The 21556-nt window shown below is 40.0% G+C and carries 23 protein-coding genes; 9 read left to right on the forward strand and 14 right to left on the reverse strand.

The annotated features are described in order from the left end of the window. Positions 1-80 precede the first annotated feature (80 nt). Positions 81-806 (reverse strand): phosphoadenosine phosphosulfate reductase, encoded by a 726-nt coding sequence (gene cysH / locus ACN222_RS22290; RefSeq protein ID WP_010998597.1) that lies wholly within the window; start codon positions 804-806, stop codon positions 81-83. 103 nt (positions 807-909) lie between these two features. Continuing rightward, positions 910-2121, reverse strand: coding sequence for an RNA-guided endonuclease InsQ/TnpB family protein (locus tag ACN222_RS22295; RefSeq protein ID WP_010998598.1), 1212 nt, complete (start codon positions 2119-2121; stop codon positions 910-912). A gap of 614 nt (positions 2122-2735) precedes the next feature. Between ACN222_RS22295 and ACN222_RS22300 the strand changes: the two genes are divergently transcribed. Then, the gene (locus ACN222_RS22300; protein WP_044522187.1) at positions 2736-3641 is read left to right on the forward strand and encodes an ATP adenylyltransferase family protein; all 906 of its coding nucleotides are present in this window, start codon (positions 2736-2738) and stop codon (positions 3639-3641) included. A gap of 54 nt (positions 3642-3695) precedes the next feature. On the opposite strand, the gene ACN222_RS22305 is transcribed toward ACN222_RS22300, so the two are convergent. Next, on the reverse strand, positions 3696-4619 hold the full coding sequence (locus ACN222_RS22305) for a hypothetical protein (RefSeq protein ID WP_010998600.1): 924 nt from the start codon (positions 4617-4619) through the stop codon (positions 3696-3698). A 514-nt stretch (positions 4620-5133) separates the two neighbouring features. Here ACN222_RS22305 and ACN222_RS22310 point away from each other — a divergent pair. The 4 genes from ACN222_RS22310 (at position 5134) to ACN222_RS22325 (ending at position 7007) form a co-directional block, all read left to right on the forward strand. Next, positions 5134-5622 carry a GNAT family N-acetyltransferase gene (locus ACN222_RS22310; RefSeq protein WP_044522189.1) on the forward strand — a complete coding sequence of 163 codons (489 nt, stop codon included), beginning with the start codon at positions 5134-5136 and terminating at the stop codon, positions 5620-5622. Positions 5623-5946: 324 nt separating this feature from the next. Beyond that, complete coding sequence (locus ACN222_RS22315) at positions 5947-6333, forward strand: VOC family protein (protein WP_010998602.1); 387 nt, start codon at positions 5947-5949, stop codon at positions 6331-6333. Between the two features lie 181 nt (positions 6334-6514). Beyond that, on the forward strand, positions 6515-6745 hold the full coding sequence (locus tag ACN222_RS22320; RefSeq protein ID WP_010998603.1) for a hypothetical protein: 231 nt from the start codon (positions 6515-6517) through the stop codon (positions 6743-6745). After that, positions 6726-7007, forward strand: a complete 282-nt coding sequence (locus ACN222_RS22325; protein ID WP_044522191.1) for a type II toxin-antitoxin system YafQ family toxin — start codon at positions 6726-6728, stop codon at positions 7005-7007. Before ACN222_RS22320 ends, ACN222_RS22325 begins: the two co-directional genes overlap by 20 nt. 103 nt (positions 7008-7110) lie before the next feature. Here ACN222_RS22325 and ACN222_RS22330 read toward each other — a convergent pair whose 3' ends face one another. From ACN222_RS22330 to ACN222_RS22380, 11 genes are all read right to left on the reverse strand, one after another. Then, positions 7111-7920: a hypothetical protein gene (locus tag ACN222_RS22330; RefSeq protein WP_419756874.1), complete on the reverse strand. Its 810-nt coding sequence runs from the start codon at positions 7918-7920 to the stop codon at positions 7111-7113. Positions 7921-7941: 21 nt separating this feature from the next. Further along, positions 7942-8526, reverse strand: a complete 585-nt coding sequence (locus tag ACN222_RS22335; protein ID WP_010998606.1) for a nucleotide exchange factor GrpE — start codon at positions 8524-8526, stop codon at positions 7942-7944. Beyond that, on the reverse strand, positions 8519-9133 hold the full coding sequence (locus tag ACN222_RS22340; RefSeq protein WP_010998607.1) for a hypothetical protein: 615 nt from the start codon (positions 9131-9133) through the stop codon (positions 8519-8521). The genes ACN222_RS22335 and ACN222_RS22340 overlap by 8 nt, the downstream gene beginning before the upstream one ends. Before the next feature lie 13 nt (positions 9134-9146). After that, a complete protein-coding gene (locus ACN222_RS22345; protein ID WP_010998608.1) occupies positions 9147-11876 on the reverse strand; it encodes a tetratricopeptide repeat protein in 2730 nt (909 codons plus the stop codon). Beyond that, on the reverse strand, positions 11876-12313 hold the full coding sequence (locus tag ACN222_RS22350; protein WP_419756875.1) for a LysM peptidoglycan-binding domain-containing protein: 438 nt from the start codon (positions 12311-12313) through the stop codon (positions 11876-11878). The genes ACN222_RS22345 and ACN222_RS22350 overlap by 1 nt, the downstream gene beginning before the upstream one ends. Before the next feature lie 5 nt (positions 12314-12318). Next, a complete protein-coding gene (locus ACN222_RS22355) occupies positions 12319-14532 on the reverse strand; it encodes an Hsp70 family protein (protein WP_044522197.1) in 2214 nt (737 codons plus the stop codon). 197 nt (positions 14533-14729) lie between these two features. Further along, positions 14730-15152, reverse strand: a complete 423-nt coding sequence (locus ACN222_RS22360; RefSeq protein ID WP_010998611.1) for a DoxX family protein — start codon at positions 15150-15152, stop codon at positions 14730-14732. 218 nt (positions 15153-15370) lie between these two features. Continuing rightward, a complete protein-coding gene (locus tag ACN222_RS22365) occupies positions 15371-15862 on the reverse strand; it encodes a DUF1499 domain-containing protein (protein ID WP_010998612.1) in 492 nt (163 codons plus the stop codon). Positions 15863-15948: 86 nt separating this feature from the next. Then, complete coding sequence (gene chlG, locus ACN222_RS22370) at positions 15949-16983, reverse strand: chlorophyll synthase ChlG (RefSeq protein WP_010998613.1); 1035 nt, start codon at positions 16981-16983, stop codon at positions 15949-15951. Between the two features lie 102 nt (positions 16984-17085). Continuing rightward, entirely contained in the window at positions 17086-18186 is a 1101-nt protein-coding gene (locus ACN222_RS22375) for an ArsA family ATPase (RefSeq protein WP_010998614.1), read from the reverse strand. Between the two features lie 84 nt (positions 18187-18270). Then, on the reverse strand, positions 18271-18465 hold the full coding sequence (locus ACN222_RS22380) for a DUF2862 domain-containing protein (RefSeq protein WP_010998615.1): 195 nt from the start codon (positions 18463-18465) through the stop codon (positions 18271-18273). An 84-nt stretch (positions 18466-18549) separates the two neighbouring features. Here ACN222_RS22380 and ACN222_RS22385 point away from each other — a divergent pair, with 84 nt between their 5' ends. The 4 genes from ACN222_RS22385 to ACN222_RS22400 all read left to right on the forward strand — a co-directional run bounded on the left by ACN222_RS22385 (position 18550) and on the right by ACN222_RS22400 (position 21548). Beyond that, positions 18550-18717 carry a hypothetical protein gene (locus tag ACN222_RS22385; RefSeq protein WP_190449778.1) on the forward strand — a complete coding sequence of 56 codons (168 nt, stop codon included), beginning with the start codon at positions 18550-18552 and terminating at the stop codon, positions 18715-18717. A 23-nt stretch (positions 18718-18740) separates the two neighbouring features. Beyond that, positions 18741-19466 carry a Uma2 family endonuclease gene (locus ACN222_RS22390; RefSeq protein WP_010998617.1) on the forward strand — a complete coding sequence of 242 codons (726 nt, stop codon included), beginning with the start codon at positions 18741-18743 and terminating at the stop codon, positions 19464-19466. A gap of 534 nt (positions 19467-20000) precedes the next feature. After that, positions 20001-20807 (forward strand): ABC transporter permease, encoded by an 807-nt coding sequence (locus tag ACN222_RS22395; RefSeq protein WP_010998618.1) that lies wholly within the window; start codon positions 20001-20003, stop codon positions 20805-20807. After that, positions 20808-21548 (forward strand): ABC transporter ATP-binding protein, encoded by a 741-nt coding sequence (locus ACN222_RS22400; protein WP_010998619.1) that lies wholly within the window; start codon positions 20808-20810, stop codon positions 21546-21548. Positions 21549-21556: the final 8 nt, after the last annotated feature.

Genomic DNA, 21556 nt, shown 5'->3' on the forward strand with positions numbered 1-21556 from the left:
ACCATTAACTGTTAAATAGTTAACATCTTTGCGTTGAACTATGGACTGTGGACTATTAACTGTGGACTATTAACTATGGACTAAATGTGAATCCCACATTCAGTTTTATTGCTTCCTCTCCAGCGTCCGGCGCGTTCGTCTTCGCCTTCGCCTACCTTGGTGGTGATGGGTTCATCGCCAATACTGGGATAACCTTGATCGTGTAGAGGATTATAAATTACTTTATGTTCAGCTACGTAATCCCAGCTATCTTGACGTGTCCAAGCTGCTAAGGGATTTACTTTCAAACGACCTTTGCCATCTAATTCAAATACAGGCATATTCGCGCGGGTAACGGCTTGATCGCGACGACGGCCAGTAATCCAAGCAACGGTATTAAGTTCATCTAAACCACGTTGTAGAGGTTCAATTTTGGTAACGTGGTGGAATTGCGTAATATCTTTATCCCAAAGCGCTTCGCCGTATTTAGCAGTAAAGGCTTCACGGGTATCTACATCTGGAGTTTTGTAGGTTTGTAAATCTAGATTATATATTTCTTTCGCTTTAGCAACGAGTTCTAAAGTTTGTTGAAAGTGGAACAGAGTATCGAGAAAGATTACAGGTACTGGTTGCTTGAGTTCACTATAAAGGATATGGGTAATTACTAAGTCATCCACATTAAAGGCGCTAGTTTGTACCAACCCTGTGGGGATATGCTCTATAGACCATGCCAGAATTTCTTTAGGAGTGGCAGTTTCAAACTGTTGATTTAATTCATCTAAATTAAATTCGTTTGTTTGGGTTTTAAATGCCGTAGAAGCTGTCATGAGAGTTTCCGTTAAATGTTGTTACCTTGATTAAAATTAATTTTAGACTAAAAAGGCACACAACTCTCTCGGATATGAGGGAATATAGTTGACACTCTCCGCCCTATAAGTGCGGAGATTCTTCATTCATAGACCCAACTTGCTCACACAAGATTTCTCCAGCATGAGTAGAGGACGAATCTCCTGAAGCGTTCGGATCATAGATCCAGGTTCCTACGTGACCCGTAGTACCCAAGGCTAGTTTCAGAATGTTAATCGCTGCGTTCCAATCTCTATCCATCACAAATCCGCATTCACAAACATGAGTTCTTGTGGATAGAGATTTTTTGACTACTGCGCCACAATTAGAGCATTGGCTTGTTGTGTACGCAGGATTAACAGCTACAGTTATCCGGCCAAATTTCACACCGAAATACTCCAACCATTTTCTGAATTGATACCAACCAGCATCATTAATAGATTTAGCGAGACAGTGATTCTTAACTAAGTTTTTAACCCTCAAATCTTCATAGGCGACCAAATCGTGAGATTGGATTACGCAACGCGCTACTCTCTTAGCGTGTTCTTCACGTTGCCTACTTATTTTGAGGTGTACTCGCCCTAATTTATTAAGGGCTTTTTTGCGATTGGTAGAGCCTTTCTGATGCCTTGAAACGCGCCTTTGTCTAAACTTTAGACGCTTCTCTCCTGTGCGATAAAACTTAGGGTTAGGTTCTGTATGTCCGTTGCTATCGGTGTAGAACTCTTTTAAACCAACATCTAAACCAATGGTTTTACCAGTCGGTTGTGTTTCTACTTTGTTATCTGCGCTAATCAGGAATTGAACATAATACCCATCGGCACGACGGACTAACCTAACTCGTTTTATCTGCTCCAATTGGTAGAAGTTTAAATTCCACGTTCCCTTTAGATTGAGTTTGCCAATACCTTTTTTGTCAGTAAAAGTGATTTGCTTTCTAGTTTCAGAAAGTGACCATCCAGAGGTTTTATATTCAACTGAACGGTTGTTTTTTTTAAACTGTGGATAACCTTTCTTACCTGGAACAGACTTTTTACAGTTGTCGTAAAAACGAGCAATAGAACTATAAGCCCGTTCGATAGAAGCTTGGCAAGCACTAGAGTTCAAAGCCTTGACAAAAGAAAACTCATGTCTGAGAACCTTACTAAGACGATATAAGTCTTTCTGCCCTACACCTCGGTTATCCATCCAAAAACGAATAGCTTTGTTGCGAACGAATTGACAGGTTCTAATCGCCTCATCAATGGCTACATATTGAGTTGTTTTGCCTTTAGCTTTAAACTCTAAAACAATCATTTTACGTGGACAAATCCTACGCAAATATTATACCATAATCAAAGCCGTCCTTCAAGGACGGGGCTTTAGACCCAGTTTCTTGGTAATTATATTGTACGGAAATTACTACTTTAAAAGATATACGTTCTCAGGAGAGTGTACTGCTGCACATTTATATATTCAAACTTTATTAATAAAAAATTAATAATATCATTTACTAATCATTTAGTTTCTCTAACTAAAATTATTGGCTCATGGACTGTTAAGTAATTACTCTCACATTTACTAAGAAGGTTTACGCTATTTTAAGTTTTGACTTGCTTTTATAGTTATTTATACGGAAACTGATATCTTTAAGTACAACAGCTATATTAAGGGATTCTACAAAAATGAAGAATACCAAATTGCCGACTCCATTACGTGAGTATGTAATGATGGGTGGTTTGATCGCTTTAACCAGCGCTAGTATCATCACAATTATGAGCGTGTTTTGAAGGTTTTCAGATTAAAACATTAACAATTTAGGCAAATAAAATTTACAAAACTCCGCTCAGTTTATGAGTGGAGTTTTTAAGTTTTGTGTTTAAGTCATCTGAGAAAGCGGGAAATTGAATGCGGAGTAAAGCGACGTGACTATGACTGAAGGAAAAATCTCACTGAAACCAGACACATTATGGCAACAGGTAAAAAAACAAACGGAATATGCTTTAAATTGTGGTGCGTTGCTATCGATACCTACGGAATTTGAATTTGTTGAGCAGGATGGGGTTGATTTTTTGGTGCGAATTTTATCTAACCTTACCCGTAAAAACGCAGATAAGAAAAAACGAGATAAAAAATCTGCTGGTAAAGAGTTTAACCCCTTTCTTCCTTACGAACAGGATTTATTTGTAGCGGATATTTCAGACACTCATGTATGTATATTTAATAAATTTAATGTTGTTGACTATCACTTATTGATTATCACCCGTGATTTTGAAGAGCAGGAAAAGTTGCTAACGTTAGCGGACTTTACTGCAATGTGGGCGTGTTTAGCGGGAATTGATGGTTTAGCATTCTACAACGGAGGCAAAATTGCAGGTGCTAGCCAGCGACATAAACACTTGCAACTAGTACCGTTACCATTTACAGCATCAGCACCGCAGATACCCATTGCACCACTATTAGCATCGGCAAAATTCGAGGAATCTATTGCAACTATACCAGGGCTTCCATTCGTCCATGCTTTCGCTAGTTTACAGCCTGCTTGGGTAGATTCTCCGATGATGGGGGCTGACGCAACTTTAGAAATTTACCATAAATTACTGCGTGCTGTGGGTTTAGGGGCGGTTGATGATGATAGACAATCGGGTGCTTATAATTTACTAGCAACTAGAGAATGGATGTTAATCGTACCGCGATCGCAAGAAGACTTCCAATCCATTTCTGTAAATTCCTTAGGGTTTGCTGGTGCTTTGCTAGTGAAAAACGAGTCGGAAATGCAAATCCTCAAGCAACATGGCCCAATGGCCATTCTCAAGGAAGTAGCGATCGCCTACTGAGGGGCGCAGCCCATCGCAATCAATAGTTATTAGTTCATTATGCTCCAATCGTTTCTAATTTCCATTACTTCCCTCCAGCAATTTAATTCTGTCTCCACTTGAGCCATATAATTCCACAAATCTTTTAAACAGCAGCATATTTGCTTGTTTAGAAAATCTGCTTAATTTGAATAAACGTTCTATATTGACTTCAGCCAAATTACGTAGATAAGGTAAGTCTTCAAAGAGAGTTAAACAAGATGCAAAATGTAATAATATTTGTAACAATGGTTTTGGCCAATCTAGGTCACTATAGATTTCTATAAATAACTGGTGTTCTCGCTCGTTGAGAGGAAAAGCATAAAATATTACCGTTATTCTTTTGTTATCGTAAACTGGGATGCTCAGTTCAATTGTATAAGGAGTATGTAAAATTAAATCTACTTCTACTATCGGTTGTCTCCAAATCCTCAAAGCATTGATGGGCGAATCTAAGAGTGTGTTGAATTTGATGATTCCCCCAAATTTTGTTTGTTGAAAGTCACTGATACTTAGCACTCTTAAATTATTTAAACTGAATTTGTGAATAGTTTCTAAATGTTTAAGATTTAAGAGATGATAAATTTGGCAAAGGTAAGGAAAGGGGAGAATATACTCCTGGCTAATCATGTGTCGTTTTTTCAGTTCAAATCGACTTGCTTGATTTTGACATAATAAGCCTACCTCTTCACCGGAGCCATTTTCTGGCTTTAAATACAACCAACTTATGAAGAAAAATGATGTTGTCAAAAGCTGAAAAATCTCTCTTGTAGATAGACAACCATCGGCAAAGGCAGACATACTTCTATCTGTTAGTCCAAATAGCCAAGATGGAATCCCTAGTAGCCAAACTCCGGTTTTCAGTTTATTTAGGAATTGATAAAGTTCTAATTCAATAGAATTACTAGTCTCTTGTTTGTCTTCTATATGATGGGTATCTTTAGATAAATTATCAACCATGCTGATTAAAGTTAACCATTAGCTACTATCTTCACGTTAATTAGAAATAATAAATTAATACTCTATCCTTGGCTGGAATATAGATGTCCCAATACTCTTATTTTTAGGCAAAATAGTCTTAATAGAATAGAACTATAGAGAGAGGATCTATGAAGAACCATTTTTCAGATGGTTGCACAAAGATTCAGCAAGTTCATCAGGTCGTTATACATTCAAGAATTGAAAGCATTGGCTATCAAAAAATATCATTCCTGCTTTCTAAAAGTTCAAGAGGAATGAATATCTTGTAATCAATCTCTGACAATAACGGAGAAATCTTTACAGAAATTCGATGTAATTATTAACAAAATATCCGCATCTGTAAGCTATAAATTGCCCACAGGATGATGGTTTTTGTGGACAGCACTCAACCTACAGATATTGTCAAAATAAAGTACTAATCCCATAGAATTATTACTATTAAAGATGTATTATTTGTAAGTATTTTCTAAAAATTATCTTCCATTTGGTAGTGATGACCATCCGTCATGCGACTACAACTGATTTGCCTACAATTATAGGCATTTATAATGCTGCTGTTCCTAGCCGCATGGCAACTGCTGATTTAGAACCAGTGTCAGTGGAAAGCCGTCTTGCTTGGTTTCAGGGGCGATCGCCTAGCTTTCGTCCTCTATGGGTAATCGAACAAGAGGGAGTAATTGCTGGATGGCTGAGTTTCCAATCATTTTACGGACGGCCAGCCTACGCTGCAACGGCTGAACTTAGCATTTACATCGCCCCAGCTTTTCATCGGTGCGGTTTAGGTAAGCAATTGTTAGCCAAAGCAATTGTGGAAAGTCCCAATTTGGGTTTAAAAACTCTATTGGGGTTTGTTTTCGCTCACAATCAACCAAGTTTACACCTGTTTGAAACTTTCGGGTTTCAGAAATGGGGATATTTACCCCAAGTTGCAGACTTGGATGGCGTGGAAAGGGATCTAGTAATTATGGGATTAAGAATTTAGAATTTTTTAGCTTCTGATATCATGCCATTAGCAACAGGCGCTAACGTAGCTTACCATAGGTATTGCCTCGATGGTTCTTAATACGATGACCGACCGTCGGTCAAGAGTTGATTTGAGCTATCTGTACATTGTAAAATATTTGACTTATATAATAGAACTTACGCAAACAGGTTATCTGTTGAGACTGGGTGTAAGGGTTTCAAGCATTTATACCCTCATACCCCTATACCCTTGTCCAAACCCTTTATCTTTCGTTTTCATGCGTAAGTCTGATCTAAGTTACATGAGTATGGCATTTTCTCGTAAATCATTTAGGATTACTATATGAAAACCATTGGTATTCATCACGTAGCTATTATTTGTTCTGACTATGAGCGCTCAAAAAAGTTTTATGTGGAAGTTTTAGGTTTAGGAATTATTCAAGAAACTTTTCGCGCTGCCAGAAATTCCTATAAATTAGATTTACGGATTAACGAAAATACTCAAATTGAATTGTTTTCTTTTCCTAACCCACCCCAAAGGCCAAGCACTCCAGAAGCTTGCGGTTTAAGACATTTATCCTTTGCGGTTGAGAGTATAGAAGAGACTGTTGCTTATTTACAATCTCATGATGTAGAGGTAGAAAATATTAGAATTGATGAGATTACCGGGAAGAAATTTACTTTCTTTAAAGACCCGGATGATCTGCCGTTAGAAATATATGAACATTAATAGAAAATTTTCAAACATCCTCTAAGTATAAGGGCTAAATTAAACCTAACTGCAAATTGCCTGGTTTCTTTACTCCCCTCTCCGCGTCGGAGAGGGGCTGGGGGAGAGGTCAGAAAAGACTTGTCGAACTCACGTTAAAATAGAGTTAGGAAAGGTAGAATTTACTAGATTAGGAAGTTCTATGATGACTTTACAAGAAATTATTAATTCTATTGAAAGTTTGCCCACAGAAGATCAAGAGTATTTATTTGAGTTTCTTCGCCAGCAAAGAATTGAGAATCGACGAGTTGAAATTTTGGCTAATAGTCAGGAAGTAATGCAGGCTTTGAAAGATGGGACAGCAAAGAGAGGAAGCGTTGATGATTTGATCGCTGATTTACTAGGAGACGATGATGGAAGTTGTCTGGAGTAGTGGATTTAAGCGCTCTTTCAAGAAAATTATCAAGAAAAAACCACAATTAAAGGATCAGATAGTTAAGGTATTAAGGCTTTTAGCAGACGACCCATTTACAACTTCTTTAAAGTCTCATAAGTTAACAGGAGATTTAGCTGGTTTGTGGTCTTGTTCTGTTACTTATGATTGTAGAATTATATTTACTTTCTCTGAGGATGAAAATTTGTTAGAAATGGTTATTTTATTGGTTGATATTGGTAGCCACGATGAAGTTTATTAAATTATCAATATCGCTCACTAATGCCGCGACCAGTTGAAGAAGATTATAAACCAGCTTCACTTAAAGCTCGGCTGAAAGCATCAACTAAATTGAGGTCTTCAGCTCATTGTGTAAGATAAGCATAATCTAAATTAAGCGCTTGTAATTTGAGTATTCCCAATACATCACGCCACTGTTTTTCTGATTGACTATGACGACTCCATAACAACTTTTGTAAAATTGTATCTTCTGGAGAAGCTACCCAAAAAGGGGATATACCATCTAAATCAGGTAAAATGCGACGCGCCATCTGCGATAATGCAAATGGTGAAGCATCTGTGATATAAAGATCAGCATTAGCAATAGTTTCTGTATGAGTAATGTTGAGCGTTTGCTCTCGACCTCGTTTTAATTCCTCAATTGCACCTACAGGACAATAATAGCCCGCAGTTTCTAATGTCACTACTAGTAAATCAATTTGGTCGGGTTGGATTTCTATCACCAAATCTAAATCACGGGTTGAACGAGGCTCACCATGAATAGAACTAGCGACACCACCACTAACATAGTAAGGAATATTAATTGACTCAAAAATTTGGTGTAGTTCACCTGCAAGGGTAATTGAGTCTTGAATCCACATACTTTCATTAATACCTATTGGTTGGAAATCAGCAGTCAATTTATCACCTAGCACCGCACGCGTAAATATACACCTAATTTCCTCTAAGGACGTATGGCGATGGCGAGATTTAATTCCTGCTAGACATAATTTTTTTATCCCACGTTCATGTGCAACAAACATTTTTATTCTTTGACTTAGGGAAAGTTGCTGCAAACGAGTAAAAAAATAAATATCAGCATCGATATTTGTATCAGCTGCTTGTGGTTGGTAATTTTGCTTTATAGGTATTTGTAAGGATGGAGTACCAGTCATGATTTTTTCTGGCTGCTGTTTTTAATTCTGTTCTGATTTTGATGTAATAATTTCTGTGGGACGTAAAACTTTCTCACCCATGAGAAAACCTTGACGGACAATTTTTGTAATTGTCTGGTCTTCTACATCATTTCTAATTTCCCGGTCTACGACTCGACAGAAATTAAAATCGGGTTGGTCACTCTGCAATTCTATCGGCAAAACTTGGCGCTTGCTGAGGACGCTGAGAAATTTACGATGGACTGCGGCTACAGACTTGGGTAAGCGCTGGAAAAACTCTGGGCTGGGGTCTGGGTTATTTTCTAGGTAATTGAGTAAGGCTTCGAGTGCGTCGGTAACTTCTAGGAGTTCTAAGAATAAATCTTCAGTATTGGCGGCGGTTTGAGTTTGTTGTTCTCGCAAGGATTGCTGGAATGAGGTATTTTGCTTTTGTAAGCTGCTAAATTCTTGGATTAACCAGTCCCTTTGTGCTTGAGTCAGAAGATAGCGGTTTTCGATAAATGTAGCTACATCTGGGGAAGATGTGGGGATTTCCGACTTTGTACCAAGGAATTTGGATTTTAGCCAATTGGTAACTTGGAGATAAATTGAGGGTGAGTCAGACACGGGACATCTCTTTTGATAAATGAGGTAGAGTTTTGTTTGCCCAAGTTTGCACTTGGGGATGGGGATGATTCACTAAAATCTGGCAGAGTGCCACGGCTCTTTGTAATTGTCCACCTAGCTGATAAGCTCTAATTAGCCACATCTGGGCTTGGATATAAGCTTGAGTATGGCTGTCTTGACAGATGTGGCAGTAGTCTTCTAAATATTTTATGGCTTTCGGGTAACGTCTCTCTTGGCAAGCTGTGATACCCTCGCTTAAGAGTTCTGCTAGGGGTATGTTTAAGGGTTCTCGTTCTTGGTTTTCTTCTTGGGTTGCTTGAGCGATCGCCTTTTCCAATCCATCAAATTCTGGCAATATAACTAAAGTGGGGGCGGACTCTGCTAAGGCGGATAAGTCACTATATTTAAAACGTTTGATAGGAGGCAATATAGGACGTAAATAGTCAGCGATGATGCGTTCTTCTGGCTTCATCAAGCTTTTTTGGGCTTTCGCAATCACATCTACAGGATATTGCTTGCGCTTCATCGCCACTGCTACAGCTTTGGTAATCTCAGCTTTTGATGCTGCTTGAGATATACCCAAAATATCGTAAGGATTCTGTTCCATATCTCACCTTTGTTCAACGGATATTTAGTCGGTGGTAAATTTCTTGATAATCTGGGTCATAAGGACAAAGTTCATAAACCCAACGACCTAATTGATGGACTAAATGAGTAGATAATGTTTCACTTTTAATTCCTCTAATCAAGGTCATCATGAAATAGTCACCCACATAGGAACGAATCGCATCGTATTGTGAGGACTGGGTGCGGCGGACAGCTTCTTCATAGCGATCGCGTTTGATGAGATGATGGATTTGATGTAGTTCTTGGCTAATCAGATAGATTTCTTGGATGTTTGGCTCATCAGGACTAAGTTCATAAGCCCAACGACCTAAATCATAAATCTCTTCAAAGCCCACTTTTCGGGTCTTAAATCCATCGACTAAAATATCTACACAAATTTCAGTGACTATATTTTTAACCTTAGGATGTCGGTTTTGTTTGGCAAAATTCACTGCTCCTTCCAGATTATTTTTATTTAAAAGTTCTTCAATTACTTCTACTGCTAATGCCACTTCAATTCGCTGAATTAGATCAATGACAATCGGATTATCAGCATCAATTAGTTTAATTTTCTCTAGTTCTTTAAGAGCTTTCTGCTTAGATATCTGTTTATTAGCAACTTGCTCTCTGACTTTTTCTGCTTTGTATTCAGCTAAATAATTTCTCGCCTTGGGACTGTCTAAAATATCGTACCAAAATTGGGCAAGAACTAAATGTTCATGGTCTTCGGAGATGTCTTGACGCTGTAATAAGCAAAGTCTATCTACTTCATTTTGCCATTCTTTATTAACCTGAATTTCTGATTTTGCTTGCTTGAGTGGATTAATTGCCTCACGCCATTTATGCTGTTGTAGGTAATAGCATCCTTCATAGTAAGCAACAAAGTTATTAGCAAATATTTCTAACTCAGAAATTGCTGGATTTATAGGTTTAAGTTTAATTGCTCTTTGGCTATCTCCTGCCACACAAGCTGCTACTGCTAATCCCCAATTTGTGTATAAGCAATGTAGAATTTTTTGGTTAGGATCTATTTGATTGAAATTATTGCTTTGGGCGAGAGCGAGATAATGATTATAACAACCAGGAGTTAAAAATATATCGTTGATTTTTATTCCTTTGATTGGAGGCTGACCCATTATTTCTAGGGCTAAGGTTTCCAATCGCCAGCAATCACGAAACTTTAAATAATTATCAATATTTTTATCTTTTATAGTATCAATAAACGTTTCCATCCTATTTTTTATTTGGTTAAATACTAAGTTGAAATCAACAGGTTTGCTTCCCAGCCAAGGTACATCTTGAAGGTTGACATCTTTGTGGAGATTCGCTAAGGCTGTGGATAAGGAAATAATTAAATTTATGAGATGAGTTGAGTCCTTTTGAGCGTGATAGTAATTGGCTACTGCCCAATTGTGTAAATTAATAATATTAGGGTTGGCAATCCAATCATTTTCAGCTTGTTGGCTAATAACTTTCCAGTGATATCCTTGCCAAACTGCTGCTTCAAGACGTGGCTGGATATGTTGTTGGAGATTTTCTTCTATTAACTTGTTAAAACCAAATTTTTGGGTAAATTCTGTACTAGCTATTTTAGCTTGTTCTAGATTTTCAGCCTTAACTAATTCTTCAATATTTTGTAGAGAGCATAGCCGTTGTCTTTGGCTGAGAACTTTAAGAATTTCTCGTTGTTCACTGATTTGTGCGCCCGATAAACCTTGCCATTCTCGATAGGCTATTTGTAAATTTTCCTGTTGTGCATGAGCAAATCCCCGGAGATATGCCGCTTGTTCTCCCGGTAAATCTTCCAAGTAAGATAATGCTGTTTCCCAGTCTTGAATTTTAATTGTTACTAAGCCTAACCTGATGCGGCAATTAGTACTTTCTGGCAATAGGGATTCAGCATTTTCATATAAAGAAATAGCTGTGGGGAAATCACCAACTTCTTCTGCTGCTAAACCTCGGCGAAATAGTTCCCTACCTTTAACTAGTGATTTGAGTTTGTGTAGTAACTCACGTCCATCTGTGCGGGGAAATCTAACTAAAGCCGATTCTAAAAGGGCGATCGCTCCCCGTAGCTTTCCTTCCGTTTCCCCTTGTCGCACTCTTTGTAAACTCGCGGCGTACAGTTCTTCTTGTGGGACTTGCTGTGTAGCGGTAGCAATGGCTTGTGTTACAGCCTGTGTAGAGTAAAGTTGTTCAGCTTGCTGGTAAGTGGCGATCGCATTTTTAAAAAATAGATTTTCTGCCAGGGATTCGGCTTGCTTTACCAATCCTTGGAACTGGTGGCGTTTCCGTAGTTCTTGTTGATATTGGTTAATTGCTTGCAATATTCTCTCATCGTGGAGAATCTTGCTACAACGCTGATAAATGGTAATGATATTTGCCAGGTTTGTGGTTTCCCAAGGATCGCCAGTATCTAGTTTGAGCAGAGTTTTAGCACTAGCAAGTTGTTTGTCAACCATCCCTACTTGTTTGCGCCATTCTTGTAATTGCTGAGTTAGTTGATTCACCAGCTTACCTAAAAGGATTTGGCAAATCAACCGTTCCCAAAAACCGGGTTTTCTCGACCAAAAACTCAAGGCTTTTTCGGCGATGGTGATGGCTTCCCGCAGGTGTTTTGTTTGGGCTAGTTGTGCGGCTTTTTGGCTCGCTTCCTTCGTTTGTGGTGCTTTCAGCCAAGCATCAACAATTCCTATTCCTAAATGATTCTTAGTTAATTTATTTAAGCTTTCCAGCAGGTTCATTAAATATCCTCCTGGCAATGAGGAATTTTCAACACCTGACCCACCTCTAGATAGTTTTCTCTTCCTATGAGTTGGGGGTTGGCTTGCACCATTGTTTGCAAAGAAACTCCCTGACCACACAATTTCTGAGCGATCGCACTGAGATTATCTCCCGCTTGAACTGTGTAGGTGGTTGGTTCTGGTGGTTTTTGGGGTGTAACAGGGCTTGGTTGAGTAATAACTACTGTATTTAACTGCGGTCGAGAAAATATAAAATTCGTCGCCACTCCCAGACCTATGGCAATAATTAGCAGCAACAGGGCGATTCTTAATGGCCACGGCGATTGAGTGGGGACTTGCGGTAACGCTTGCAGCATCCGAATTACACGTAAATCAGCATCACAATTGGGGCAAGTATCGCCTGTAATATCTTGGTAACTACATACAGGACAATTCATTTGCATCATCGGCTGATTCCTGTAGCAATCATATTGCTCGGTAATTCCTGATTGAGCCAAAGTTTCACATCTGGTTGTAATTCTTGCCACAAGCGATCGCTTTCTTGTCCATTACCATTTTCCATCGCTTCGAGTAGACGATAGAGTTTATCTGACATGGCGCTGGCTTGGGTGGGTGCAACTTGCCTGGCTTGGCGGATAGCTAACAAACTAGCTTGAATGACTTGGACTTCATTTGGTAGATTATCAAGTTCTCGTCTAGCATCTTCACTGTAAGATTCCATTCTCGATAGGTCATGGGTATTAATTGCCCCTTGCAAATCTTGACTCAGCTTTTGTAATCTTTCCTTTTGTGGTTGAGGAATGAGAAAACCGCAGATTTGGACAATGCGATCGCATTCATTCATCAGAGACTCCGCTTCCAAAGCTTCCTTAGACATGGAAACTTGGAATTTCTGCAAAGTTACTTGAGCGTCATCGCGTTTATCGATGCGTTCTTCCTCAGTTTTAGGATCGATAATACCGTTAGCTAATTTGACTACTGGAACTGCTAACTTCAATGCTTCTTCTACCCCAAGTTGAGTTAAGTCTTGATGATTGAGTTCAGCGATCGCTACTTCTAGTTCCCTGTAAATTTTCTCATCCGAGCGACCCCGCGAAAATGTACAACTCACTCTTTCTGCCGGGTCATTTTTTAGGGTGGCTGTCATTTTTAAAGCGCTATTTTTCTCGTCTAACTCCAAATTCACTAAAATTTCCGTCCCCTTGGGATAAACCTCGTTTAAACCCAACCACATATCCCCGATACTTTCTTGTTTATCGACCCCATCCAATTCTTCCCTCACCTGGTCAGGGCTAAAAAACTGGAAGTGAATTAACCGTTGTCCATCAGCCACAGTTTTGAAGGTGTGGGATGTGATTACAGGCAGGATATCATTACGGTTAATCACTTTATAGCGATCGTCTAGCAACTTGATGTAGTAATCACGGGATACTGTTGTAACTTTATCTGTTTGCCCAGCCGCCACAATCGCCGCCCCTTCTGCCACCGCATACATCGGCCGCGGATGCAAAACCACCTTATTATTACCAAAGGCTTCTTTAACTTTGCGTTGTACTAAAGGAATTTGGGAAGACCCCCCAACCAACAACACTATATCCACCATTTCCAAGTGATATTCTGCATCTTGTAAGGCGAGGCGGCAAATCTGCACTGAACGATCAACCAAGTCACTAATCATCGCCTCAAATTGCTGGCGAGTAATTTCTACTTCAATAGGAATGGCAATACCTAATTCATCCAGTAATTGAGTTGCTGGGCTAATCCGTGCTACTTGGGCGCTACTTAATTCAACCTTGGCACGTTCTACAGCCATTTTCAGGTCGGCGTTAAATCTTAGCCTTTGGTAATAAGGCATTTTGGCTATTAAGCCGTCAATATCCCCAATTTTCTCCTCCTGGGCAACTTGGGTTTTGACAAAGTTCATAATTTGAGAATCGATGTCATCCCCACCTAACCATAAATCTCCCGCTTTTCCCTGTTCAATAAATGAAGTACCAGCTGCGGTAATCAGGGAAGCATCAAATGTACCGCCACCAAAATCGTAAACTAAAATCGTCTTCACATCTTCGCTATCTGGCGAAAAACCATAGGATATAGCAGCCGCCGTCGGTTCTGGTAGTAATTCTAAAGGTGTCAGTCCGGCTTTGAGGGCGGCGGTACGGGTGGCGTAGCGTTGCTGGTCATTGAAATAGGCAGGAATCGTAATCACGGCTTGGTCGATTACTTCGTCTATCTTGCCAATTCCTTGACGATAAGCTTGGGCATTAGATACGACTTTTTTGAGAATTTCAGCCGAGATATCCTCTGGACTGTATTCTTGACCTCCTAGCCAAACCGCAATGCTGTTATCGGTTCCGTAGCTAGGTTCAGTAATTTTGTAACCGACCTCTAACCTTTGTTTTTTGACTGCTTGGTCACTAAAACCCCTACCTATCAAGCGCTTAATTGAAGCAATCACATTTTCTGGGTCAGCCCGTAACTGATTGTAAGCTTGATTTCCTACCAATAATTTATCCTGGTCATAGGCAACAAGCGATCGCGTTAATTTTCTATCTGGGGGTGTGTTGTCATTAGCTGTCACTACCTCTACTTCTGCTAACTTAAACGCACCAACAGAATTAGTTGTTCCCAAATCAATTCCGATTGCCTTACCCATGCTGAACCAAGATTTTTTTGTATAAATTGTTGATAGCAACCAAGCTTATACACGAGTAAAACCCATACTTATTAAGGGTTTTCATGGATTACTTAGACTTTGCTCAACCAATGTTATACAAAATACTTGGAAACCAACCTCAGCAAAACTACTGTCAAACCTACAGGTTAGCAAAAGTTTATAAGCAGTGATAAGTGCTAAATCATTGTTTTTGAATTCCCCTCAGGGTTTGACCTGCGAGTATACAAGTATGCCCAGGCAATTAACACCGCTTGAAATGGTAATCTTGCCACATAGAGTAATTGATTATGCGGAATACCATCAATGGGAATGTTGTGCAGCGTCATATAAATATTGGCAGGAAACACAGCAATAAATAAGGAAATCAGCCCCCATGCTGCTGCGACGCTGACAGATGGAATCATTAAGCCAATACCACCCAAAATTTCCAAAAACCCGCTAATGTAGACTGATGTAAATGGCGGAAATGGTGGTGGTACAATCCGAGCATACTGCTCTGGTCTAAGAAAATGCGTGATGCCGACGATGATGATAGCGACAGCTAAAATACCACGGAATAATTCTCGGCGACGATAACTTTGGTCGATTACAGAAGACATATACAGATAGAAAATGTACTGACAATATGGTAAATATTGTTTTTTTATAGTTCTTCTATCTGAGGTTAGCTGTTCCTGTATTTAGGGACTTCCAAATAAAAAAATGTCCAAATGTAGTGTGCGTCAGTGCGATGGAACCTAACTATGTTCAGAAATTATTCATACTGACGCACCTTACCAAACAAGCAATTTCGGATAATTTATTTTTTGGTGTTACCTTAAATATTCAAATCCAGCAAAGCCAGACGAATTTGCTCCATACGCCTGCGATTAACACCGAGATCAGAATCTCCGATGCGAGATGCCGATCGCAAATGAATCACTGACTCATTAGGCGGTAAGTAAAATTCTACATCATCAACAAATTTAAAAATACGGCTTTTAGAAAGGGCATGGATATAGTTATCTGTCTGTTCTACAACCTCTGTACGCGGAACGACTGTCAGCACCTTGAGTAAAATTTCTCGTGCTTTGTCGCGGTCTATATGATAGGGAATTGGTTCAATGGCGTGTTTAGTATCGGCATTTTGACTGACAACACAATTTGGGGAAGCTGGACAAGCACTAAGATGACCGCTATCAACCCCCAACCCAGAATGAGAAGCCCAAGTAGGTGCAGGAAATATGACAATACTTGTCAAGAATAATACTGCTGAAACCATACCCCATAGGAGTTGGCGAGAGGCGAAAGGTTTTAGTGGACGGAACACGATAAGTATACTCCTCAAAGTTTAATACCAATTCGTAACTCGTAATGAAGAAAGAACGACTGATATCACCTCACACTCAGCACTTTTTAAATTCCCGCATGACCCAATGCTAAACCGGCAACGAGCATCCCTAATACTAGAAATGGTTGGGCGCTGGCTTGGTATTTCACATCATTTTTTAAGGGATCACGCAAGAAATACATATCTTGGAAGGTGATTTGGGGAATGATTAACAGTACCAAGATGGCGGCGTATAAATTCTCATGAATGGTCACAAGATAAGCTGCAATTAATCCTTGGAACACGTCAATCATGACAACACAAATCCATGCAGCCGTGTTGATACCAAACATTACAGGTAGTGATTGTAATCCCAGTTGGCGATCGCCTTCTACACTCTTAAAGTCGTTGACAATGGCAATCCCCAAGCCTGCCAAACTATAAATTAAGGTGAGAACAGCTATTTTCCAGTTGAGTTCACCAAATAAAGCATGACCAGCCCACCAAGGTAAAGCGATATAACTAGCACCCAAAGCGTAGTTACCTAACCAGCCGTTTTGCTTCAACTTTAAGGGAGGTGCAGAGTAGATAAAAGCGATAAAGGAACCAAACAACGCCAATACTGTGACGTTGGGGAACTCATGACCTGCCCACAAATCCAGGGTAAATGCGACGGCAATCCCAGCAATAAATAACAGCACAATTTGGGTCACAACCTGGGGGACAGAAATTGCGCCGGAAGGGATGGGGCGATAAGGTTCATTAATGGCATCGATTTCACGATCGTAAAAATCGTTGAGGGTTTGCGTGTAACCCGTCAAGAGTGGCCCCGACAACAACATACAAGTTGCCGCCTTCAAAACATTTTCCAATGACCAGGTGTAGTTACCAGAAGAAGCCGCACCACAAACCACACCCCAAATCAGAGGAATCCAAGTAATCGGCTTCATCAATTGCAGGCGGATTTTCCAGATAGAAGTTTCTCCTGGCGCTGCACCTTTCATACCTAATAACTGCCGGGTTTTGGCAGTGCGGTCACTAGAGGCGATAATATCTGGGCTGGGATTCGCTAAGGCCTCAGATGGATTGGAGTCGGGAGTAATAGGAGATGATTCAGACATAATATTTACTTAATGAGGTATCAGTAATCGGTAATTGATAATTGGTAATTGGTAATTGTTACTGTACCCATTACCTATGACCCGTTACCCATTACCCATTACCTAGAAAGAAATGATCAAATAATTATTTTGGAACTTTGCCCCAGTGATAGGTCTACCACTGAGTGCTGGAGGTAAGAAAATATTCCTTCGTTGGTCACCGGCTTCTACTGTTACTTCCGGCCCGTACTGGGTGAGTTTGACTTGTTTTTTATCAAATCCGGGTAAGAAGAGGCGTACCTGACGATTATGGGTGTCGATAGTTATTGGTTTAGGCGCTTGTTCGGCTTGTTCAACAAAATTGGGGAGGGCATCTATTAAAGGTTGCCAGTCACCTTTGGTAACGTCAGGAACAACAGTCACCGATAAGGGTGTAAATTCTGCCGATAGGTCGCCTTCTGTTTGTGAGGATACCTGAATTACACCACCAATGGTCAACCCAATTTGTTGAGCGCTACCCCATAGATAACGTACACTGACAACTTCTAGAGGGTCTGCTGTAGTGACCAAGAAAGCAGCAACTCGCTTGGGGTCAGCCAATGCCTCTTTTCCCTTATCTAAGAAATTATTGACTTGATTAGTAGGTTGAGCAAAGTTATCTGCTGTCCAATTGACGTTGAAAAAGCTGCTAATTAACGGTTGAATCAAGGGTGATTCGGCTATAGTTTTACCTAAATCGGAGTTGACAAACAGTTGCCGAAAGCGCCGCACATACCAGCTTAAAGATTCTGGTAACCCCAACATCCGTAAGGTGAAAGCGTCACCTGTGCCATCGTAGACGATCGCATCATATTTACCACTGGCATCATATTCACGGATCGCATTCAAAGCTAAAGCGCTGTCCATCCCCGGTAACACTACCAGTTCTTGACCATACACCTCTTTGATAATGGGCGTGCGGAGATATTGCGCCTCAAGTTTTTTTACTTCTTCCCAATTGCGTTCCAGCAGCACAGAAGATTGAAACTGTACAACTTCTAGATTGGGGGCAATTTGCTGGGGGTCAGGGGTTAGGGTTTGCTCTAACAGGAGGGGCAATACTGGTTCTGCCAGTCCTGCTAGAAGTACCCGCTTGCCTTGACTTGCCAATAACTTGGCTGCGGCGATCGCTATTTTTGTTCGCGCTACACCACTTTTGCCCAAAAATGTCAATATCAGGGCCATTATCTTGATTTCCAATTACCGCAGGTCTTGTCAATTCCAACTTAACACTAGGCAAATACTCTTAGCTTCTACCTAGAGTTCTTTCTATGACACTGGTTTGATTTCATCCTCAAAAAACCAGGTGGAAGTATTATCGTTAAACTTCACCACTACACCGATACCAGCACCATCAGTGACCTTGTAACCCTCAATTATACCAACTTCTCCAAGCTTTTTGGCGATTGGAGCAGAAACGCGATCGCGCAAACGAAACACCTTAACCTTTTGTCCGATTTCCATGCCTACATAAAACGCAATAAACCAAGTTTCAGTTTAGCTGAATCCGGTACTCATCGGTGATCCGATTTGGGGAGAAGATATCTATTGACTATTGACCAAAAGCTTAAAATTAAAATAGCCCAGCAGCAATTATTTGAGTCACAGCATCAGATAACTGTTGCTGAATTAAGATTGCAACAAGAACAGGAGCGATCGCAACTGTTGGCAGAATATTTACGTTCTCTAGGCGTTGACCCAGATAGTTTAAGTTAAGCAAGTTCGTTGAGGTAAAAATCATGTATCAACCTGATCCACCCTGCTCACCACAAGAAACGATGCCGACAATGTATGATTTACCCAGTGAATTAGTAGGGGAATCAGGCTTTCCAGACGAATTTCATTGTATCCAGGCAGATTTACTCAGTGAGACTTGTCAGCCTCCTAATTATCCACCGGAGGAAATTTTACTCGCCAGCGACTTAAACCTTTACTATGACCCCCGTCATACTTTATGGTACAAGCGCCCAGATTGGTACATGGTTTTGGGAGTATCCAATGCTACTCAACAGCAAGACTTACGTTTAAGTTACTTGATTTGGCAAGAGGGAGTTGCCCCATTTTTAGTAGTTGAACTACTTTCACCAGGTACAGAACAAGACGATTTAGGGCAAACCCTACGAGAAGTGAACAAACCCCCAACAAAATGGGAAGTTTATGAACGGATTTTGCGTGTTCCTTACTACGTTGTCTATGACCGCTACGAGAATAACTTACGGGCTTTTCGGCTGAATGGCACTCGTTACGAGTCAATTCCTTTAGCAGAAAAGCGATTTTGGTTAGAAGAGATAGAATTGGGTTTAGGTCTTTGGCAGGGTACTTATCAGCAGACCACTGGATTATGGTTGCGCTGGTATAATGCAGCAGGCTGGTTGCCAACACTCAAAGAACAAGCTGAACAAGAACATCAACGGGCTGAACAAGAACGTCAACGGGCTGATAGACTGGCAGAGTATCTGCGTTGACGCGAAGCGGCTTGTCTTTAGACATCGCAAGGGATTGACCCAAACGACCTACCCACGTAAAAAGTAGGGCTGATAGATTGATAGAATAGTTGCGTAGAGATCACTTTTCCAGAGAAACAGGCTAGGCATAGAATTGCCAAATGCCAACTGTTTGTCTTTAGACATTGCCAAAAATATATCTAAGAAACTTCAGTTAAGCAACCACATATATAGATGATCCACATATATAGATGATATGGATGTACGAGATGTATATATTTCTCGTATAATTTTGTTTGGTATTTAACTCTTAATCAAAATTTAAGATTAGTAGTTGCTGACAGAAAACTTTAGGAACTGACTAACAAATAAACTGGTCGTCAGGATCTAAATATATCTTGGTTGTTTAGTCTGCGAGCAAGCTGATAAATCTTGCTGATATTCAAAAAAGACTGAGAAATATGAACTTTCAGTACTAACCCAATGCAAAAAAATGCACTCTGATAGTATAGAATGCGCGAATAACTCGCTTGTGGTCTGTGGTGGTGTTTGAAGATGGCTCTTGTAATTAAAAATAATTCAAACTGGCTGCAAGTGCAGCGCTACTGGGAACTGCTGCGTGTTTTAGTGATGAGGAATCTCAAAGTACGTTACCGAGGTTCCTTGTTAGGCGTATATTGGTCGTTACTCAACCCGTTGATTATGACGGGACTTTACAGCGCCATTTTTGGGGCAACATTTGCTTCTTACTATGGCAATTCTATCCTGAACTATATATTGGCTGCATTTACAGGGCTGGTGGTCATCAATTTTTTCTCTTCCTCCACATCCCAAGCCTTGTCCAGTGTAGTGGGCAACGGAGCATTGTTGAATAAAATCCGCTTACCTGTAAGTGTGTTTCCTGTATCAATGGTAGCGGCAAATATATTTCAGTTTGCAGTGGGGGCTTTCCCTTTGCTGGCAATAATTACATTCGTTAATTCTAAAAGTGTAATAAACGTTCTAGCACTATTTTTTCCCTGTCTGGCTTTAGCTTTAGTTTCTACCGGGGTGGGATTTTTAGTCAGTGCCTTGTACGTCTTCTTTAGAGATTTACCTTACTTTTACGAATTAGTTGTCTTTGTAATCTGGATTAGTAGCCCAGTATTCTATCCAGCCGCTATCGTGCCACCCCAGGTAAAACCATTTTTACTGTTGAATCCACTAACACCTATTATTGAAAGTTTGCGTCAAATTACACTATCAGGAAATTTACCGGATTTAAGTTTAATTTGGGGTGGTTTACTCGGCGGCATAATTATTTTGTCATTGGGATGGTTTTGTTTTCAGTTGTGGCGACATCAATTTATGGATCTGCTGTAGATGGAAGTAATTCGTCTGGATAAAGTTTCGCTATGGCGGCGAACCCAAGAAGAGTTTTCTTATGACCTCAAGAAAACTCTCCTATCTTTGATAGAAGGTAAATATCGTAAGCCAGCGAAAAAATTGGTTTTAGACAACGTCGATTTAGTTGTTGAAAAAGGCGACAAAATTGGTATTATTGGCGCAAATGGATCTGGTAAATCAACTTTATTGAAGATCATTTCTGGTATACTTCAACCAACGACTGGCACAGTCAGAGTCAAAGGGCAAGTTGCACCTTTGATTGAACTAGGTGCTGGTTTTGATGCAGAAATATCTGTAATGGATAATATTCTGCTCTATGGTGTATTACTGGGATTTTCGAGGGCGGAAATGAAAGAAAGGGCGAACTCAATATTGGAGTTTGCAGAATTACAGGACTATGCTTTAGTTCCTGTAAAAGGACTTTCTTCTGGTATGGTTGCTCGTTTAGGGTTTTCCATTGCCACAGATGTGCAGCCAAATATCTTAATTTTAGATGAGGTCTTATCGGTAGGAGACGAAAATTTTAAAAATAAATGCAAGCAAAGAATTGATAATTTTTGGAATGGAGATGCAACAGTTTTAGTAGTTTCCCATGATTTACAGTTTGTTAAACAATATTGTAATCAGTTGGTTTGGTTATCTCATGGAAAGATAGAGTTTATAGGCGATTCAGGAGAGGCAATTCAACATTATTTAAGTACATTAACATCCACATGAATATCTAA

It is taken from the genome of Anabaena sp. FACHB-595, assembly GCF_048568275.1.
Classification (GTDB): domain Bacteria; phylum Cyanobacteriota; class Cyanobacteriia; order Cyanobacteriales; family Nostocaceae; genus Trichormus.